We start from the raw sequence: 15,613 nt of genomic DNA, 5'->3' as shown, positions 1-15,613 counted from the left end.
GCTGACGTACGGCGCGGTTCCGCTAGCCGACGACGTTGATCACCGGGATGTCGGGATGAGCCTGGTAGGTCACTCCGTCTCCGTGCTCGGGATCGGTGTATGCATCACCGTTGCCGCCCCTGTCCACGATGGCGATCCACAGGTGATAGGCGCCAGGCTGGGTGCCCTGGGAGATGACGACATCGGCCTCCCACCAGCCGTCGAAGACGGTGCCGCTCGTCCGACGCAGGCTGACGCGAGGGAAAGAGGGGTCCGAGCTCAGGCCGCCGCTGAGGACCTCGGCCTCGACGCGGTCGACGCCTGCATTTGCGCCGGAGGCATCCTTGACCCGTGCGCGGACGTGGATCTTCGCGTCACCAGCGGCGGTATCGACGCTGGACCTGGACACCGTCACCGCGGCGAGCGTCGGCGGAACGGTGTCGCGCCCCGGACCCGTGACCTCGACCCGGCTGGTCGCTCCAGGCAGCTCGCGGCGGGTCTCGCCGCCGGACCATCCTCCGCTCGCGTACGCCTGATAGGCCTCGGGGCCGTAGTACGAGAGCTCGTTCCCGATTCGGTCCTCGGCAAACACGGACAGGTTGTAGATGCCGCCAGGGGATCCCTTCGGAACGGTCAGCTTGGTGGACCAGATCCCGTCCCGGACGGTCCCCGAGACGCGAGCCACGCCCTCATCGCAGACCACGGTGTCGAAGAGGGGGTTCGGGTAGCTGCTCGTGGCGACGCCCGGTTGAAGAAGGCAGATGCTGAGGTCGCTCACTCCGGACTTGGAGTCGACCACACGAACCGAGACCTGAACGGACTTCGACGACGTGGTCACGTCGATCGACCGCGGCGTCAGCGCCGTCACGCTCACCGCCGGGCCGACCGAGTCGGGATCACTGTTGGCGACCGTCAAGGTCCCCATCGATGCGGAGCCCCACCGACCGGCCGCGTCGTTGACCGAGATGTCCGCATGCATCGCCCCAGCCGGGGTGTAGCGAGGAACGGTCAGCACATACTCCCACCAGCCGTCGCGGGGCCCTCCCGACGCCAAGGACATGGTCGGCATGTAGAACGAGGCGCCTGCGTTGGGAATCTCGTCGACGACATGTCCTTGCACGCGTACGGCTCCCAGGTCGTCGGTGATGCGAACGCGGACCTTGACCTTCACATCAGCCTTGGTGGTGTCGATCGAGCTCGGGGAGAAGGTGACAGCGAGCACCTTCGGTGCCGACCTGTCGGTGCCACACCCGCCGAGCAGGTAGTCATAGGTGTCGTAGTTGCAGCGGTTGATGCCGGTGCCACCGGTCAGCCGGTCGGTCCCCGCGCCACCGCTGAGGACGTCGTCGTTGCTCTCACCTTCGAGCTGATCGTTGCCGTCGCCACCGGCGAGCTGGTCGGCGCCGCTGCCACCTCTGATCTGATCGGCTCCCGCGTCGCCCCACAGCCGGTCGGCGTCGGCCTCGCCGAGGACCAGGTCGTTGTGGTTGCCGCCGTGCAGCTGGTCGTTGCCCGCGCCGCCGTACAGCCCGTCGGCGTTGTCTCCACCGTACGCACGGTCGTTGCCCTTGCCACCCAGGATGCGGTCGCCACCTGTGCCCCCGTAGAGCACGTCCCAGCCGGTACCGCCGTTGATCGTGTCCGGGTCGGCTTCGCCGTAGATGTGATCGTGACCGTCATCGCCTTGGATCTGGTCGTTGCCGGACCCACCGCGGATGGTGTCATCCGAGGTCCCGCCGTAGAGATAGTCGGACGACGATCCGCCGTAGACGGCATCCGCGCCTGCCTCGCCGCGGATGCTGTCGCGTCCGGTCCCGCCGAGCAGCTTGTCGGCGCCGTAGCTGCCGTAGATCCGGTCGTTTCCTCCGCCACCGTCGACGAGGTCGTCCCCGCTGCGGGCGTAGATCACGTCGCTGCCGCCGCGACCGCAGATGACATCGCGCCGAGATGTGCCTCGCAGGACATCAGCGCCGGACGTACCGACGATCGTGCAGCGTACGCCGGTGGATGTTGTCGCCGCGCTCGCGGGACTCGCCACGAGTACGGTCGCCGAGGCGGCCGTCGCGACGATCCCGGCAAGCAGCGTGCGCCCCGTCAGGAGCACCATTCCTGCCTCCAGAAGATCCTCAGGCCCGCGTCAGCGCGGGCCTGAGGATGGTGCCAGATCCCGTACCCCTCGAGGTAGTGAATTGGGATTCTGTGGAGCGATTGTCGAACGGGTCAGAACAGCAGCGCCGTGCTCGGGTCTCCGACGATCCTCGCCACGTCGGCGAGGAAGCGGGAGCCGGCCTCGCCGTCGATGTGGCGGTGGTCGAAGCTGAGCGCGAGGGTGCAGACGTCACGCGGCTCGATGCGTTCGTCGTCACCTTCGCCGACGATCCAGGGCTGACGCTTGATCGCACCGACGGAGAGGATCGCGGACTCGCCGGGATTGATGATCGGGGCGCCGCCGTCGATGCCGAACGGGCCGATGTTGGTGATCGTGAACGTGCCGCCGGTCTGGTCGGCCGGCGGGGTCTTCCCGGTGCGGGCGACGTCGGTGAGCTCGTTGATCGCGGACCCGAGCTCGACCAGGGTCATCCGGTCGGCGCCCTTCACGTTCGGCACCTGAAGGCCCCTGGGGGTGGCCGCGGCGATGCCGAGGTTGACGTACTCCTTGAACACGATCTCCTGCGCAGCCTCGTCCCACCAGGAGTTGATGATCGGCGTACGTCGCATCGCCAGGAGCGTCGCCTTGGCCACGATCAGCAGGGGGCTGACGCGGACGTCGGCGAAGTCGCGGTTGGCCTTGAGGCCGGCGACCAGCTCGGAGGTGCGGGTGACGTCGACCGTCGTCCAGATGGTCACGTGCGGCAGCGTGAACGCCGAGTCGACCATCGCCTGGCCCATCTGCTTGCGCAGGCCCTTGATCGGCTCGCGACGCTCGCCGCCGGTCGACGTGGCTGGGGTTTCCGACGGGGCCGGAGCGTTCGTCAGCGCCTCGAGGTCAGCCGTGGTGATCACGCCGTCGTCGCGCTCCGGAGTCACCGTCGCCAGGTCCACGCCCAGGTCGCGCGCCAGCTTGCGGGCGGTCGGCTTGGCCAGCACACCCGTTCCCGCGGCGGCGGCCGGGGCGGAGACGGTGCGGTTGCGGCGTACGACTGCGTCTTCCTTGGAGCCGTAGCCGACCAGCGTGAGCGGCTGCTCGTGCTCGTCGGCGGCTGTGTTGGTCTCGGCACCGCTCACGGGCTCGGGCGACGGGGCCGACGCCTCGGACGACGGGGCCGACGCCTCGACCGGATCACCGATGCGGATGATCGGGGTGCCGACCTGGACCTCGGTGCCGACCTCGACGAGGAGCTCCTGGACCACACCCGCGTAGGGCGAGGGGAGCTCGACGACCGACTTGGCGGTCTCGATGTCGCAGACGGGGTCGTTGACCTTGATGACGTCGCCGACGGCGACGTGCCACTCGACGATCTCGGCCTCGGTGAGGCCCTCGCCGACGTCGGGCAGCTTGAACTCGTTGGAGGTCACCATGCGAGGCTCCTGTCGACGGCGTCGAGGACGCGGTCGAGGTCGGGAAGGAAGTACTCCTCCGCCCTCGCCGGCGGGTAGGGCGTGTCGAAGCCGCCCACGCGGAGCACCGGAGCCTCCAGGGAGTGGAAGCACTGCTCGGTGATCCGGGCGGCGAGCTCGGCGCCGAGGCCGAGGTTGACGTGGGCCTCGTGGACGACGACCGCACGCCCGGTACGCCGCACCGACTCGTAGACCGGAGCCATGTCGAGCGGCGAGAGCGTGCGCAGGTCGATCACCTCGAGCGACTTGCTCTCCCCCGCGGCCGCCTCGGCGGCGGTCAGCGCGGTCTTCACGGTCGGCCCGTACGCCAGCACCGTCACATCCGACCCGGCCCGCAGAACCCGCGAGGCGAACAGCGGCCCGGGGGTGGCGTCGACGTCGATCTCGGCCTTGGTCGAGTGGTAGAGCCGCTTCGGCTCCAGGAAGATGACCGGATCGGGGTGCGCGATCGCCTGCTGGATCATCCAGTAGGCGTCGACCGGCTCCGAGCAGGCCACGACCTTGAGGCCGGGCGTGTGCGCGAACTGCGCCTCCGGCGACTCGCTGTGGTGCTCCACGGCCCCGATGCCGCCGCCGAACGGGATCCGGATGACCATCGGCATCGCGACCCGACCACCACTCCGGTAGTGGAGCTTGGCCACCTGCGACACGATCTGGTCGTAGGCCGGGTACACGAACCCGTCGAACTGGATCTCCACCACCGGCCGGTAGCCGCGCAGCGCGAGCCCGACCGCCGTGCCGACGATGCCCGACTCCGCCAAGGGCGTGTCGACGACCCGCGCCTCGCCGAAGTCCTTCTGCAGCCCGTCGGTGATCCGGAAGACACCGCCGAGCCGGCCGATGTCCTCACCCATCAGGACGACCTTGTCGTCGTCCTCCATCGCTCGTCGCAACCCTGCGTTGAGCGCCTTGGCCAGTGTCATCCTGGTCATCGCGAGGCCCCCTCGAGGTCGAAGGAGGAGAGGTACGCCGCGTAGCCGTCACGCTGCTCCTGCAGCTCCGGCGGCAGCTCGGTGTAGACGTTGTCGAAGAGGCGTACGGGATCGGGTTCGGGCAGCGCGTGGATACCGGCACGCAGGCGCTCGCCGAGCTCCTCGGCCTCGGCCTCCACCTTGGCGAAGAAGGAGGTCGAGGCGCCGCCGCCGCGGCGTAGGTAGGCCTCCACCCGGGCGATCGGGTCCTTGAGCTTCCAGGCCTCGACCTCGTCGGAGAGTCGGTAGCGGGTCGGGTCGTCGGTGGTCGTGTGGGCCCCCATCCGGTAGGTGTAGGCCTCGATCATCGTCGGTCCGCCGCCCTCGCGGGCCCGCTTGAGCGCCGACTTCATCACCTCGTACGTCGCCAGCACGTCGTTGCCGTCCACCCGGATGCCAGGGAAACCGAAGCCCTGGGCGCGCTTGTAGAGCGGCACCTTGACCATCTGCTCGACCGGCTCGGAGATGGCCCACTGGTTGTTCTGGCAGAAGAAGACGACCGGGGCGTTGTAGGAGGCGGCGAAGACCATCGCCTCGTTGACGTCGCCCTGCGAGGAGGCGCCGTCGCCGAAGTGGGCCACGACGGCGGTGTCACGGGTCGGGTCGCCGGTGCCGACGAGGCCGTCCATCTGTACGCCCATCGCGTAGCCGGTCGCGTGCAGGGTCTGGGCGCCGATGACGATCGTGTAGAGCCCGAAGTTGTGCTCGTCGGGGTCCCAGCCACCCTGGTCGGTGCCCCGGAACAGTCCGAGCAGCTGCATCGGGTCGACGTCGCGGCACCAGGCCACGCCGTGCTCGCGGTAGGTCGGGAAGACGAAGTCCTGGGGGGCGAGCGCACGGGCCGCGCCGATCTGCGCCGCCTCCTGGCCCAGCAGCTGCGCCCACAGGCCCAGCTCGCCGTGGCGCTGCAGCGCGGTGGCCTCGACGTCGAGGCGGCGGGTCAGCACCATGTCGCGGTAGAAGCCGCGCACGGCCTCGTCCTCAGGTCGGTCGGGTGAGAACTCGAAGTCCGGGTGCGAGACCCGTTCTCCCTCGGGGTTCAGCAGCTGCACCATGTCGGTGTGGCTGGGACTCGGATCCAGAAATTCAGTCATCACGCTTCCTTCACACGGGGTGGGGTTGCCACCGCTGGCACGCGCCCCCGCGCGCGGACTTGTGACCCGCGACACGTGGCACTCACCAAGGTACTCGGCCGCGGGGAATTGTGGTGGCCGGTGAGATGGCTCGTGGCTAGAGTCACTGCCCCACACACGGCCACGGAGGCGCAGATGTCCGATCCCTATGGCTACCAGGCCTATCCCGCCCCAGCCGCTCCGCCCACGGCTCCCCCCGAGCGACCGAAGACGCTGACGTACGCGGTCTACGGGATGTGGCTCGGCGGCCTGCTCAGCATCGTCTCGACCGTCTTCCTGCTCACCATGGACACCACCGAGATGAAGACGCTGATGGTGACGGAGATGGAGAAGCAGCCGACGTACGACCCTTCGGTCCTCGACGCGCGGGAGATGGCGGACGTGTTCGTCCCGATCATCCAGATCGGCGGCACGGTGCTGGGGCTGATCTTCCTCGGCGTGTGGGTCTGGATGGCGGTCATGAACGGCAAGGGCCGCAACTGGGCACGCATCACCGCCACCGTTCTCGGCGCGCTCTCCCTTGCCGGGAGCATGTCGAGCCTGGCGAACGTCGCCGGCAACGCCGCGCTCGGCGGCGCCACCATGCCGACGTCGACCGTCGGCACCGTGCTTGCCGTGGTGGACCCGTTCCTGGTGGTCGCGATCCTGGTACTGCTGTGGCTGCGGCCGTCCTCGGCGTACTTCAGTGCGGTCGGTGCCGCGAGGAAGGCGCAGCGCACCGGCTACTACACCGGCTGAAAGAAAGTCTTCTTTCAGCCGAGCGACTCACGCCCGTGCGGCTCGTCCCAACCGGAGAGGTCGGGGCCCGCGGGCACGATCTGCGTGGGGTTCAGGTCGGTGTGGACGATGTAGTAGTGGTCCTTGATCTGCGGGAAGTCGAGGGTCTCGCCGATTCCCGGGGTCTGGTAGAGGTCGCGCGCGTAGGCCCACAGCGCGGGGAACTCGACGAGCTTCTGCCGGTTGCACTTGAAGTGGCCGTGGTAGACCGCGTCGAAGCGGGCCAGCGTCGTGAAGAGCCGGATGTCGGACTCGGTGAGCTGGTGGCCGACCAGGTAGCGCTGTCGCGAGAGCCGCTCCTCGAGCCAGTCGAGAGCCGCGAAGAGACGTGCGTACGCCGCGTCGTACGCCTCCTGCGAACCCGCGAACCCACACCGGTAGACCCCGTTGTTGACCTCGGTGAAGACCCGCTGGTTGACCTCGTCCATCTCCTCGCGGACGTCCCGCGGCCACAGGTCGGGGGCGTCGTCGGCGAAGAAATCGGTCCACTCGTGGAAGAAGTCGTGGGTGATCCACGGGAAGTCGTTGGTGACGACCTTGCCGGAGGCCTCCTCGACGATCGCCGGCACCGTGATGCCGCGCGGGTAGTCGGGGTAGCGCTTGAAGTAGGCCTGCTGCAGCCGCTCGATCCCGAGCACCGGGTCGACGCCGCCGGGGTCGAGGTCGAAGGTCCACGACCGGGCGTCGTGCGTCGGACCCGCGAGACCGAGGGAGATGACGTCCTGGAGCCCGAGCAGGTTGCGCACGATGATGGCCCGGTTGGCCCAGGGGCAGGCGGCGGCCGCGATCAGCCGGTAGCGGCCCGGCTGGACCGGCCACAACGGCACGTCGGTCGGTCCGAACTCCGGTGTCCGCGCCTCCCGCGTGATCCGGTCCGGGATGTAGTTCATGTCCCGGTTGAACTCGTTGCCGGGCTGGACGTAGGTCGCCTTCTCCCCCATGGGGATCACCCTAGGGGTCGAGTTGAATCCTGAACCAGTGAGGCCACGAAGTCGAGCTTGTCCAGGACCGCGGGCGGGATGACGAAGGGGTAGAGGTCGTCGTGGCCCATCGACCGGTTGATGACGTTCAGCGCGGCCGACAGCGGCACCCAGATGTCGGTGACGACCTGCCGGAACGGCATCTCGGCGGGCACCGGGTCGGCGAGGCCGTACGCCGCCGCCGACCCGAGCGTGTCACGGATGTGCAGGTAGTGGGCCCAGGTCTCGGCGAAGTCCTCGAAGGGGTGCATCGTGGCGTAGGTGGAGATGTAGTTCTCCGTCCAGCCGTCGGGCGGACCTTGGGAGTAGTGGCGCTGCAGCGACTCCATGTAGGAGACCGACTCGTCGCCGAAGACCTCGGTGCACCGCCGCATCAGCTCGGGCCCGCGGACCAGCTGCCACTCGTAGTAGTGGCCGACCTCGTGCCGGAAGTGGCCCAGCAGGGTGCGGTAGGGCTCGTCGAGCGTTGCCCGGACGTGTTCCCGGTAGGCGTCGTCGGACTCGGCGAGGTCGATGGTGATCACGCCGCTGTCGTGCCCGATGACCACGTCCGGAGTGGACGCGACGCCGTCGCTGGCCAGCAGGTCGAAGGTGAGCCCCTCGACCGGATCCACGGTCTTGGGACGTACCTCCAGCCCGAGCGTGTCGAGCTCGACGATGAGGTGACGTTTGGCCTGTTCAGCACGGGAGTACTGCTGCTGGACGAACTCCGGCGCGGCGCCGCCCGGCCGGGTCCGGGTCAGCTCGCAGGAGAAGCAGATCCCGCCTTCGACACGGGCCAGCCAGGTGCACCCGGTCTCGAGCGTGTTGGCGCAGACCCACCAGAGGTAGCCGTCGCCGTCGACGTACCTGCCCTCGGGCGAGACCGGGACGATCTCGCGCTCCTCGCGCGAGTAGGCGAGCCGGGTGCCGCACGAGACGCACGCCGAGTTCTCGAAGTAGAGACGGTTGCCGCATTCCCTGCAGGTGAACGCTTCCATGCCCTCATCTTCGGCCGCCTCAGGCCGTCCCCCAGCTCCCGACGCGCCACTCGCCGTCCTCCCGGACCAGGACGACGACCATCGACTCGTCCGGGACCGGGCCGTCCTCGGCGGTGTAGGAGATCGCGACCGTGACGCGAGCGCCGTCGCCCTCGATGTCGGGCTCCCCGAAGACCATGGTCCGGGTCACCGCGCGCGGGTTGGGGTCGGCGTAGGTCCGTTTGCCCTCGGCGGCGTCGATCATCGCGCTGGCGCCACCGCCGTCGAGGAGCTCGTCGCCCTCGTCGGAGGCGAGCTCGTAGAGGGTGGTGACCGAGGTGGTCTCCATGAACTCACGGGTGACCTCGGCCGGGCTCGAGCCGCGGGTCAGCAGCCAGAGGCTGAGCGCGGTGAGGGCCGCGACGACCACCAACGCTCCGGAGATGCGCACTCCGCGACGCCAGCGGCTGCCGCGGGTCACGATGCTCGCCCGCCGCGGAGGCTGTCCCACGAGCAACACCGTAACTTCACTCCTGCTGATCGGGGGCCACATCGACGGAGACGGTCAAGGTCGAGGTGGTCGCTTCGGTGTAGATGACCCCCTTCACGGGAGGCACATCGGCATAGTCGCGACCCCAGGCGACGCTCACGTAGCGATCGTCGGCCCTGGTGTCGTTGGTCGGGTCGAGGGCGAGCCACTGGCCCGTCCCCGCGCCGCTCAGGTGCGGGACCCACACCTCCACCCAGGCATGGGAGGCATCGGCTCCGACGAGCCGCGGCTTCCCCGGCGGAGGGGTGGTGGCGAGGTAGCCGGAAACATAGCGGGCCGCGAGCCCGTGCGCTCGGAAACAGGCCAACATCAGGTGAGCGAAATCCTGACAGACGCCACCCTGCGCCTCGAAGATCTCCGAGATCGTCGAGGTGACCGTCGTGGCGGTGTCGTCATAGTCGAAGCCGACATGGATCCGGTGCATCAGATCCTCCGCCGCCGCCACGATCCCGCGCCCCGCGGTCAGCGAGACGGCACCGAAGTCGTACGCCTCCTGGGTGTGCTCCACGAGCGGCGAAGCCACCGCCAGGTCGGCCGCCCGCCAGGCGCCCGGGAGGCTCGGGTCGACCAGCGGCCGCGCCCGCTCCCATGGCTGGGCAAAGCTCGTCTCGTCATAGACCGGGGCGGTGACCTCGACCTCGGAGGCCGCCGTGATCTCGAGCAGCTGGTGCGGCTCGAGCACCTGGAAGTACGTCACGGTGTTGCCGTAGAAGTCGACGTCGGTCGACTGGTCGGCGGGCGCCGGCGTGATCTGAACCTCCGCCTTGACGACATGCTGGTGAGGCAGGTCCCGCGGCGTGACATTGGCGATCCCGAACGAGTTCGTCACGTCCTCGTCGTAGGAGTAGGTCGTCGTGTGGCTGACCCGGTATCTCACCCGCCGGATGCTATCCCGACCACCGCCACGTCGCCGGGGTCGATGAAGACTCGCCCCTCGAATTCGCCATCCTCGTCGATCCACCGCACGCGAAGCGCCCCGCTCTGCGAGACCTCGACGATTCGACCCCGATGACCACGAGCCGGCGGCCCAGATGCGCTGCCGAACACCGCCAGTCTCCAGGTGTCGATGCGAGGGTCCCAGCCGTTGTCCCCGAGCACCGGGCCGATCCACATGACCGGGGCACCGACGACGTACGGCGACGGTTCCGAACCGTCCACGATGTCGTGGGTGATCCCCTGCCAGCCAGGACTTTCGCGGACAGCCCGGACGAGGTCGTCGAACTCCGCATCTGAGACCACTCGAAGACTCTTCACCTCGTAGACCGCACCAGGGCTGTACCAACCGCCCTTGTCGAGCCACGACACCAAGGCCCAACCGTCAGGCAGGTCATCCACGACAACCCCTGGCAACACCAGCGGGCCACCTTCGACAGCAGGAAACGTACCCGTCCAAACGATGCGGCGACCCTGCGGCGGAGAAGGGAACGATCCCTCCTGCTGGCGATCAGAAGTACTAGCCATGTCGCCGACCTATGACGCCGAGCAAAGTCGCCACTCCCTCACCACACCCGTACCTGTCGGGTACGCGGTTACCAGGCCGTTGTCCCCGACGATGACGACGACGGTCGCCGCGCCGCGAATACGATGAACGTACTTGGTCTTGCCGTTGCCACCGTCCAGCTCTGTGCCGCGGTTGATCGTCTTCTTGATGCACGTCAGAGCGTCCGGCCAGTTGGGCACCTCGTGCTTCAACTCTACGTGCACGGCACCCCAAGTCGAGCCGTTACCGCACCTGATGGCGATGGAACCGTCAGAAGTCTGGACGGTCCAGAGGCGGTCCTTTACATGTCTAGGGGCACGTTGGCGGACTCGTTGCCGACGGACCGCGCGCCACACCCATAAACTGCGTCGGTTGCCTGGGCGTTAGCCTGTACGGAGGCGGCTGCCCACATCGACGCCACGACGACGAGCGCCGTCGCAACCCGCCCGATCAACCTCAGCATGACGCGATCCCGTCCCAGCGATCCGGACCAGTCTGGTTGAGATGGCGGTCGGTCCACGACGAACCGGCGGCGATCTTGTGACAGGCGCTGTCTGTAGCGAACGCCCAGAGGACCTTTACCCGGACACTGACCGGGCAGCCGGTCTTGACCTTCACGTTCTGTTACGGCCCAGCCGGGTTCGAGTACGTAGCAGTCACACATGCTGGCACAGGCGCTGCGGCCAGCAGTGCCTCGCCCGCGATGTCGTCCTCCGCTATTGCTGCTGCTCGCTTGACGGACACGCCGTGCGCGAGCAGCACCTTCACGATGTCCTGCTTGTGCCCTGCCGGCTGCTCGACCGCACGTACTGCATTTGGCTCCGCCCAGCCGGCGGACGAAGCGCCAGCCGGAGTTGCGGCATTGGCCGTCGGCGTCAGCGCCAAGGCGCCTGCGACGGTGATGGCAGCGACGCACGCCGCTGCATGTACCTAATTCACTCGAGTCTCCCCGTTTGAAGTGAGTTTGCCCGAGAATGTCGCCGGTTTGTACAGCAAGCATCCCGATGAGGTCACCACGTTGCGGAGTGCATGTAATCGTCGCTACTGCAATTCTGGAGCACCGCCGGGCTTTCAGCCGCCCGCTCGTGGGTGACGACCGTGCATTTGCTCAAGTGAGCGAATGCACCGGGAGAGCGTTGAGGAGCTGGGGTGCCGGGCCGGTGGCGAAGTGGACGTCGCTGATGGCGTCGGCGAGGCGGACGAGCTGGGCGTGGACCTGGTCGAGGAAGGACTCCAGGTTGGGACGGCCGACGCCGCCGATGGCGACGAGGCCGGCGACCTCGGTGCGGTCGAGCATGTCGGTGATGTCGTCGAGGAGCCGCTCGGGGCGGGACGAGCCGGTCGAGCCGGGGAGCTTGGTCAGGTGGAGCCGCAGCTCGTCGAGGCAGAAGGCCAGCGAGCGGGGGTTGTCGCGGTCCATGATCAGCAGGTCGAGCACTCCCCCGGTGCGTACGTAGCCCCGGTAGCGGCGGCGGTGGGTGACCGCGGACTCGGCGGAGGCGAGGACCGCGTTGAGCACCGCGCGGTCGACCTCGAGACCGCGGCGGACGGTCGTGGTGGCGCGGAGCAGGAGGCAGATCTGCATGGCGCGCTCCAGGAAGCGGCCCAGCCGGATCGAGTGGTAGCCCTCGTCGCGGATCATGCTCGCCACGACCCCCTGCATCGCCAGGATGCCGTGCAGCATCTCGGCGCCGGACTCGGCGATCTGCAGCGAGTGCGGATTGCTCCGGAGCTCCTCGGCCGCACGGTCCGTCGAGGAGAAGATCCGCCACATGTCGGGGCTGAGCTGGTCGCGTACGTCACTCAGGGCCTGACGCATCCCGGCCAGCGACTGCGCCGCCGACCCCGGCCGGTCGGCGTCCAGCAGCATCGAGCGGAACTCGGCGTCGATATCCGCATCCGCCCCGCCGCGGCCGGCCAGCCGGTCGAGCGCGCTCAGCATGACCTCGAGGCTGATGCCACCGGACGTACGCGGCCTGGTCCTCGGTGCTGAAGTTTCTTGGCCATCCGCGAGCACGTGCGTCGCCAGGATGAGCCGGATGAGGTCCTCGGCGCGCTCGGCGTAGCGACCCGACCAGAACATGTCCTCGAGCGCGCGCGGGACGAGCACCGTGACCGAGCGGGTGTGGGTCATCGGGAGCACGTCGGCCAGGCCCTGGTCGGCGTCCTGCGGCGACTCCTTGAGCACCCAGACGTCCTTGCTGCACGGCGGGAGCCCGGTCTCGTCGGCCCTGATCGAGGCGAGGCCGCCGACCAGCGGCCGGTAGGCGGAGCCGTATCTCAAGGAGAAGGTACGCAGCGTCAGCGGCCGGCCGACCGCGCCGCGCCCATCGACCCAGGTCGGTGCCTGGGAGAGGGTGATCTGCTCCTGCCCCACATAGCGGTAGGGGTCGGTGGCGATCCTGGCGCGCAGCTCATCGGGGGTCCCGGCGACGATGGCGCCCTCCAGCGTCCGCACCATCAGGTCGTCGGTGATCAGCCGCCGCTCGACCTCCGCCCGCTGGACCTGGTCGCCGCACCACCAGGTGCTGATCGAGCCGAGCCGCAGCGGCTCCCCGAGCAGCGCTTCACAGGCGGCGGGGAGGTAGGGAACGAGCCCCGGGTTCTCGAGCACGCCGGCTCCGAGCCCGTTGACCACGCGCACGTTGCCGCGGCGTACGGCCTCGATCAGGCCGGCCACGCCGAGCTGGCTGTCACCGCGGAGCTCGAGCGGGTCGGACCAGGTCGCGTCGACCCGGCGGAGGATCACGTCGACCCGCTCCAGCCGGTCGCCGTGGCCGCGCATGAGGACCTCGCCGTTGCGTACGGTCAGGTCGGCTCCCTGGACCAGCGGGAAGCCGAGCGCCGAGGCGAGAAATGCCTGGTCGTAGGCGGTCTCCGAATGGGTGCCCGGGGACAGGACGACGACCCGAGGATCGGCCTGGTCGCCGGGCGCGGACTCGAGCAGCGCCGACCGGAGGGCGGCGAAGTAGGGCTCCATCCGGTGCAGCTCGGCGTCGCGGTGGAGCTCGGGGAGCACCCGGCTGATGACGCGACGGTTCTCCATCGCATAGCCGATCCCGCTCGGTGCCTGGGTGCGGTCGGCGAGCACCCGCCACTCCCCGTCGCGGGTCCGGCCGAGGTCGGTGGCGGCCAGGACGAGCGGGCGCGGGTCGTGGTTGCTGGCGCGGGCGGCGACGCGGTGGAAACCCTGATGCCCGAAGATCACCGCCGCCGGGACGATCCCGTCCGCCAGGAGGCGCTGCGGGCCGTAGAGGTCGACCAGGATCGCATTGAGCAGCTCGGCGCGCTGGGCGAGGCCGACCTCGAGGATGCGCCACTGCGCGGGGTCGATGACCAGCGGCACCGGGTCGAGCCGCCAGGGCTCGGGCTTGGCGCCCGGTCGCAGGTAGGTGACCCCGTCGTCGGCGAGGAACCGCTCGACGTCGTGGCCGATCCGGCTCAGCGTGGCCGGCGTGATCGAGACGGCCGCCTCGGCCATCGGCTTCCAGACGGGGCGCAGAGTGCCGTCGGGCCCGACGACCTCGTCGTAGGGCTGGTCGGTCGCGTCGAGGAGGCCGAGGGCGTCGGCGTACTCGCGGAGGACGGTCATCTGGCACCCCTGGCGGGGGATAGTCCAGGGAGTTTCCGTCGGTTACTGGCCAGTAGAGCGACGGAAACTCCCTGGACTACCCGACAGACCCGGAACAACACCGACCACATGACTCAGCCGACCGCCCTGCGGAGGTCGAGGGCATGGGGGTTGCCCGCAACGAACGCGTCCGGGATCGACGTGGTGGGGGTCAGCGGCACCGGGACACCCTGACACGTCACCAGCTGACGGTCGAGGTCGATCCCTCTCGCCGAGATCTGGACCCGCTCGACCGAGGAGTCCGGGTAGCGTGCCGTCGCCGACTCGGCGGCTTCCTCGCCCAGCACGTTCCAGGGCTCGATCGGTTGCACGCCCTCGCAGGTGGTGCGGTGTCCGAGCGCAATCTTGATCGACATGAGTCAAGCCTGACCGATCCGGGTTGCACCGGCGTAACGAACCGCCCGGGTCATCGCCGAGCCGTCTGGGCTCAAAGGCCTATCCGAATCCGAAGTAATTTACCACGACAGAGACCCGACAGGATCGGAATGCGAAGGTTGGTAAACGCATTTCATCTCGCCTAAATCACTGCCTTGCACGTCGAAGAATTCGGTCAATTACCCCCTGGGGTGTCGCGCGAATGCGGGCCGCTCTATCCGTGCTGAGAACCGATATCGAGACGGCTTATACGGCCGACAGGCGGCGTCAGAAGAGCACGCTTCACCTGCGAAGATGCGCGTTTCCTTCGATCACGGCCGGCATCTTTGCAACAAGGCCAGAAGGGCGACTGAATGAGTTTACGCCAGGAAATCGGCTGAAGGAATACAAATCAATAAGTTTGCGAAAGTTCTTGACTTCATGCTTCAAATCGCTTCAGGATTCATGCGTCACGACCTCACAGCAAACCAAAGGAGATCTCGTGAATTCTCGGACTCGAATCGCCGCTGTCGTCGCTGGACTCGCACTGGCCACCGTCACCGCACCAGCCATGGCCAGCCCCGTCCCACCGCCAGTCCCTGACTGCCCAGTGCCGGAAACCCCAGCACCGAGCAGCCCTTCTCCCGACTGCCCGGTCCCGGACAACCCCGTTCCGGACGTTCCGGACAGCCCCGAGGTTCCGGAGGTCCCGGACAGCCCCGAGGTTCCGGAGACGCCGGACGTCCCGGAGACGCCGGACGTCCCTGACGTCCCGGAGACCCCGGACGTTCCGGACGCACCTGAGGTCCCCGAGACCCCGGACGTTCCGGACGCACCTGAGGTCCCGGACGCCCCGGACGTTCCGGAGGTCCCGGACACCCCTGAGGTTCCGGACGTCCCCGTCCCGGACAACCCGGTCCCTGACGTACCCGTCCCCGCTGACCAGGCCCCGGACAAGCCGGCCGCAGACGTGCCCGCGCCGGACGTCCCGGTCCCGGACGTTCCCGTTCCGGACGTTCCCGTCCCGGACGTTCCGATCCCCGAGGTTCCCGGCGTTCCCGGTGTCCCCGGTGTCCCCGGCGTCCCCGGCGTTCCGGAGCTCCCCGGCGTCACGGACAGCCTGCTGGGCATCGTCAACAGCCTCCCGGTCGTCGGCCCGATCCTGACCGACCTGCTCAGCTCGATCCTCGGGAAGCTCCCGGTGCCGTAAACAGCACCGACATCACCCACCATCACCACAG

At 68.5% G+C, this 15,613-nt stretch carries 14 protein-coding genes; 2 read left to right on the top strand and 12 right to left on the bottom strand.

Annotated features, from left to right (window positions below; translation table 11 throughout):
* Positions 1–22 precede the first annotated feature (22 nt).
* From ACFVJS_RS18315 to pdhA, 4 genes are all read right to left on the bottom strand, one after another.
* Positions 23–2,086, bottom strand: a complete 2,064-nt coding sequence (locus ACFVJS_RS18315) for a calcium-binding protein (RefSeq protein WP_378883095.1) — start codon at positions 2,084–2,086, stop codon at positions 23–25.
* 113 nt (positions 2,087–2,199) lie between these two features.
* Entirely contained in the window at positions 2,200–3,498 is a 1,299-nt protein-coding gene (locus ACFVJS_RS18310) for a dihydrolipoamide acetyltransferase family protein (RefSeq protein WP_378883092.1), read from the bottom strand.
* Positions 3,492–4,469 carry an alpha-ketoacid dehydrogenase subunit beta gene (locus ACFVJS_RS18305; protein WP_378883089.1) on the bottom strand — a complete coding sequence of 326 codons (978 nt, stop codon included), beginning with the start codon at positions 4,467–4,469 and terminating at the stop codon, positions 3,492–3,494. Before ACFVJS_RS18305 ends, ACFVJS_RS18310 begins: the two co-directional genes overlap by 7 nt.
* Positions 4,466–5,602 (bottom strand): pyruvate dehydrogenase (acetyl-transferring) E1 component subunit alpha, encoded by a 1,137-nt coding sequence (gene pdhA, locus ACFVJS_RS18300; RefSeq protein WP_378883086.1) that lies wholly within the window; start codon positions 5,600–5,602, stop codon positions 4,466–4,468. The genes ACFVJS_RS18305 and pdhA overlap by 4 nt, the downstream gene beginning before the upstream one ends.
* A 174-nt stretch (positions 5,603–5,776) precedes the next feature.
* On the opposite strand from pdhA, the gene ACFVJS_RS18295 reads away from it, so the two are divergent.
* The gene (locus ACFVJS_RS18295; RefSeq protein ID WP_378883083.1) at positions 5,777–6,379 is read left to right on the top strand and encodes a hypothetical protein; all 603 of its coding nucleotides are present in this window, start codon (positions 5,777–5,779) and stop codon (positions 6,377–6,379) included.
* A gap of 14 nt (positions 6,380–6,393) precedes the next feature.
* On the opposite strand, the gene ACFVJS_RS18290 is transcribed toward ACFVJS_RS18295, so the two are convergent.
* The 8 genes from ACFVJS_RS18290 to ACFVJS_RS18255 all read right to left on the bottom strand — a co-directional run bounded on the left by ACFVJS_RS18290 (position 6,394) and on the right by ACFVJS_RS18255 (position 14,374).
* The gene (locus tag ACFVJS_RS18290) at positions 6,394–7,359 is read right to left on the bottom strand and encodes a glutathione S-transferase family protein (protein ID WP_378883080.1); all 966 of its coding nucleotides are present in this window, start codon (positions 7,357–7,359) and stop codon (positions 6,394–6,396) included.
* A 5-nt stretch (positions 7,360–7,364) separates the two neighbouring features.
* Positions 7,365–8,378 (bottom strand): putative zinc-binding metallopeptidase, encoded by a 1,014-nt coding sequence (locus tag ACFVJS_RS18285; RefSeq protein ID WP_378883077.1) that lies wholly within the window; start codon positions 8,376–8,378, stop codon positions 7,365–7,367.
* 19 nt (positions 8,379–8,397) lie between these two features.
* Positions 8,398–8,868: a hypothetical protein gene (locus ACFVJS_RS18280; protein ID WP_378883074.1), complete on the bottom strand. Its 471-nt coding sequence runs from the start codon at positions 8,866–8,868 to the stop codon at positions 8,398–8,400.
* A gap of 16 nt (positions 8,869–8,884) precedes the next feature.
* Positions 8,885–9,784, bottom strand: a complete 900-nt coding sequence (locus tag ACFVJS_RS18275; protein WP_378883070.1) for a transglutaminase N-terminal domain-containing protein — start codon at positions 9,782–9,784, stop codon at positions 8,885–8,887.
* On the bottom strand, positions 9,781–10,242 hold the full coding sequence (locus ACFVJS_RS18270) for a hypothetical protein (protein WP_378883067.1): 462 nt from the start codon (positions 10,240–10,242) through the stop codon (positions 9,781–9,783). Before ACFVJS_RS18270 ends, ACFVJS_RS18275 begins: the two co-directional genes overlap by 4 nt.
* A gap of 135 nt (positions 10,243–10,377) precedes the next feature.
* A complete protein-coding gene (locus tag ACFVJS_RS18265; protein ID WP_378883064.1) occupies positions 10,378–10,611 on the bottom strand; it encodes a hypothetical protein in 234 nt (77 codons plus the stop codon).
* Positions 10,612–11,495: 884 nt separating this feature from the next.
* The gene (locus tag ACFVJS_RS18260; RefSeq protein WP_378883061.1) at positions 11,496–13,979 is read right to left on the bottom strand and encodes a circularly permuted type 2 ATP-grasp protein; all 2,484 of its coding nucleotides are present in this window, start codon (positions 13,977–13,979) and stop codon (positions 11,496–11,498) included.
* A 113-nt stretch (positions 13,980–14,092) separates the two neighbouring features.
* A complete protein-coding gene (locus ACFVJS_RS18255) occupies positions 14,093–14,374 on the bottom strand; it encodes a transglutaminase family protein (protein ID WP_378883058.1) in 282 nt (93 codons plus the stop codon).
* A gap of 608 nt (positions 14,375–14,982) precedes the next feature.
* On the opposite strand from ACFVJS_RS18255, the gene ACFVJS_RS18250 reads away from it, so the two are divergent.
* Entirely contained in the window at positions 14,983–15,582 is a 600-nt protein-coding gene (locus tag ACFVJS_RS18250; protein ID WP_378883055.1) for a hypothetical protein, read from the top strand.
* Positions 15,583–15,613: the final 31 nt, after the last annotated feature.

This window comes from Nocardioides sp. NPDC057772, from assembly GCF_042798075.1.
Taxonomy (GTDB): domain Bacteria; phylum Actinomycetota; class Actinomycetes; order Propionibacteriales; family Nocardioidaceae; genus Nocardioides.
This window is presented reverse-complemented; position numbering and strand designations above follow the sequence as displayed.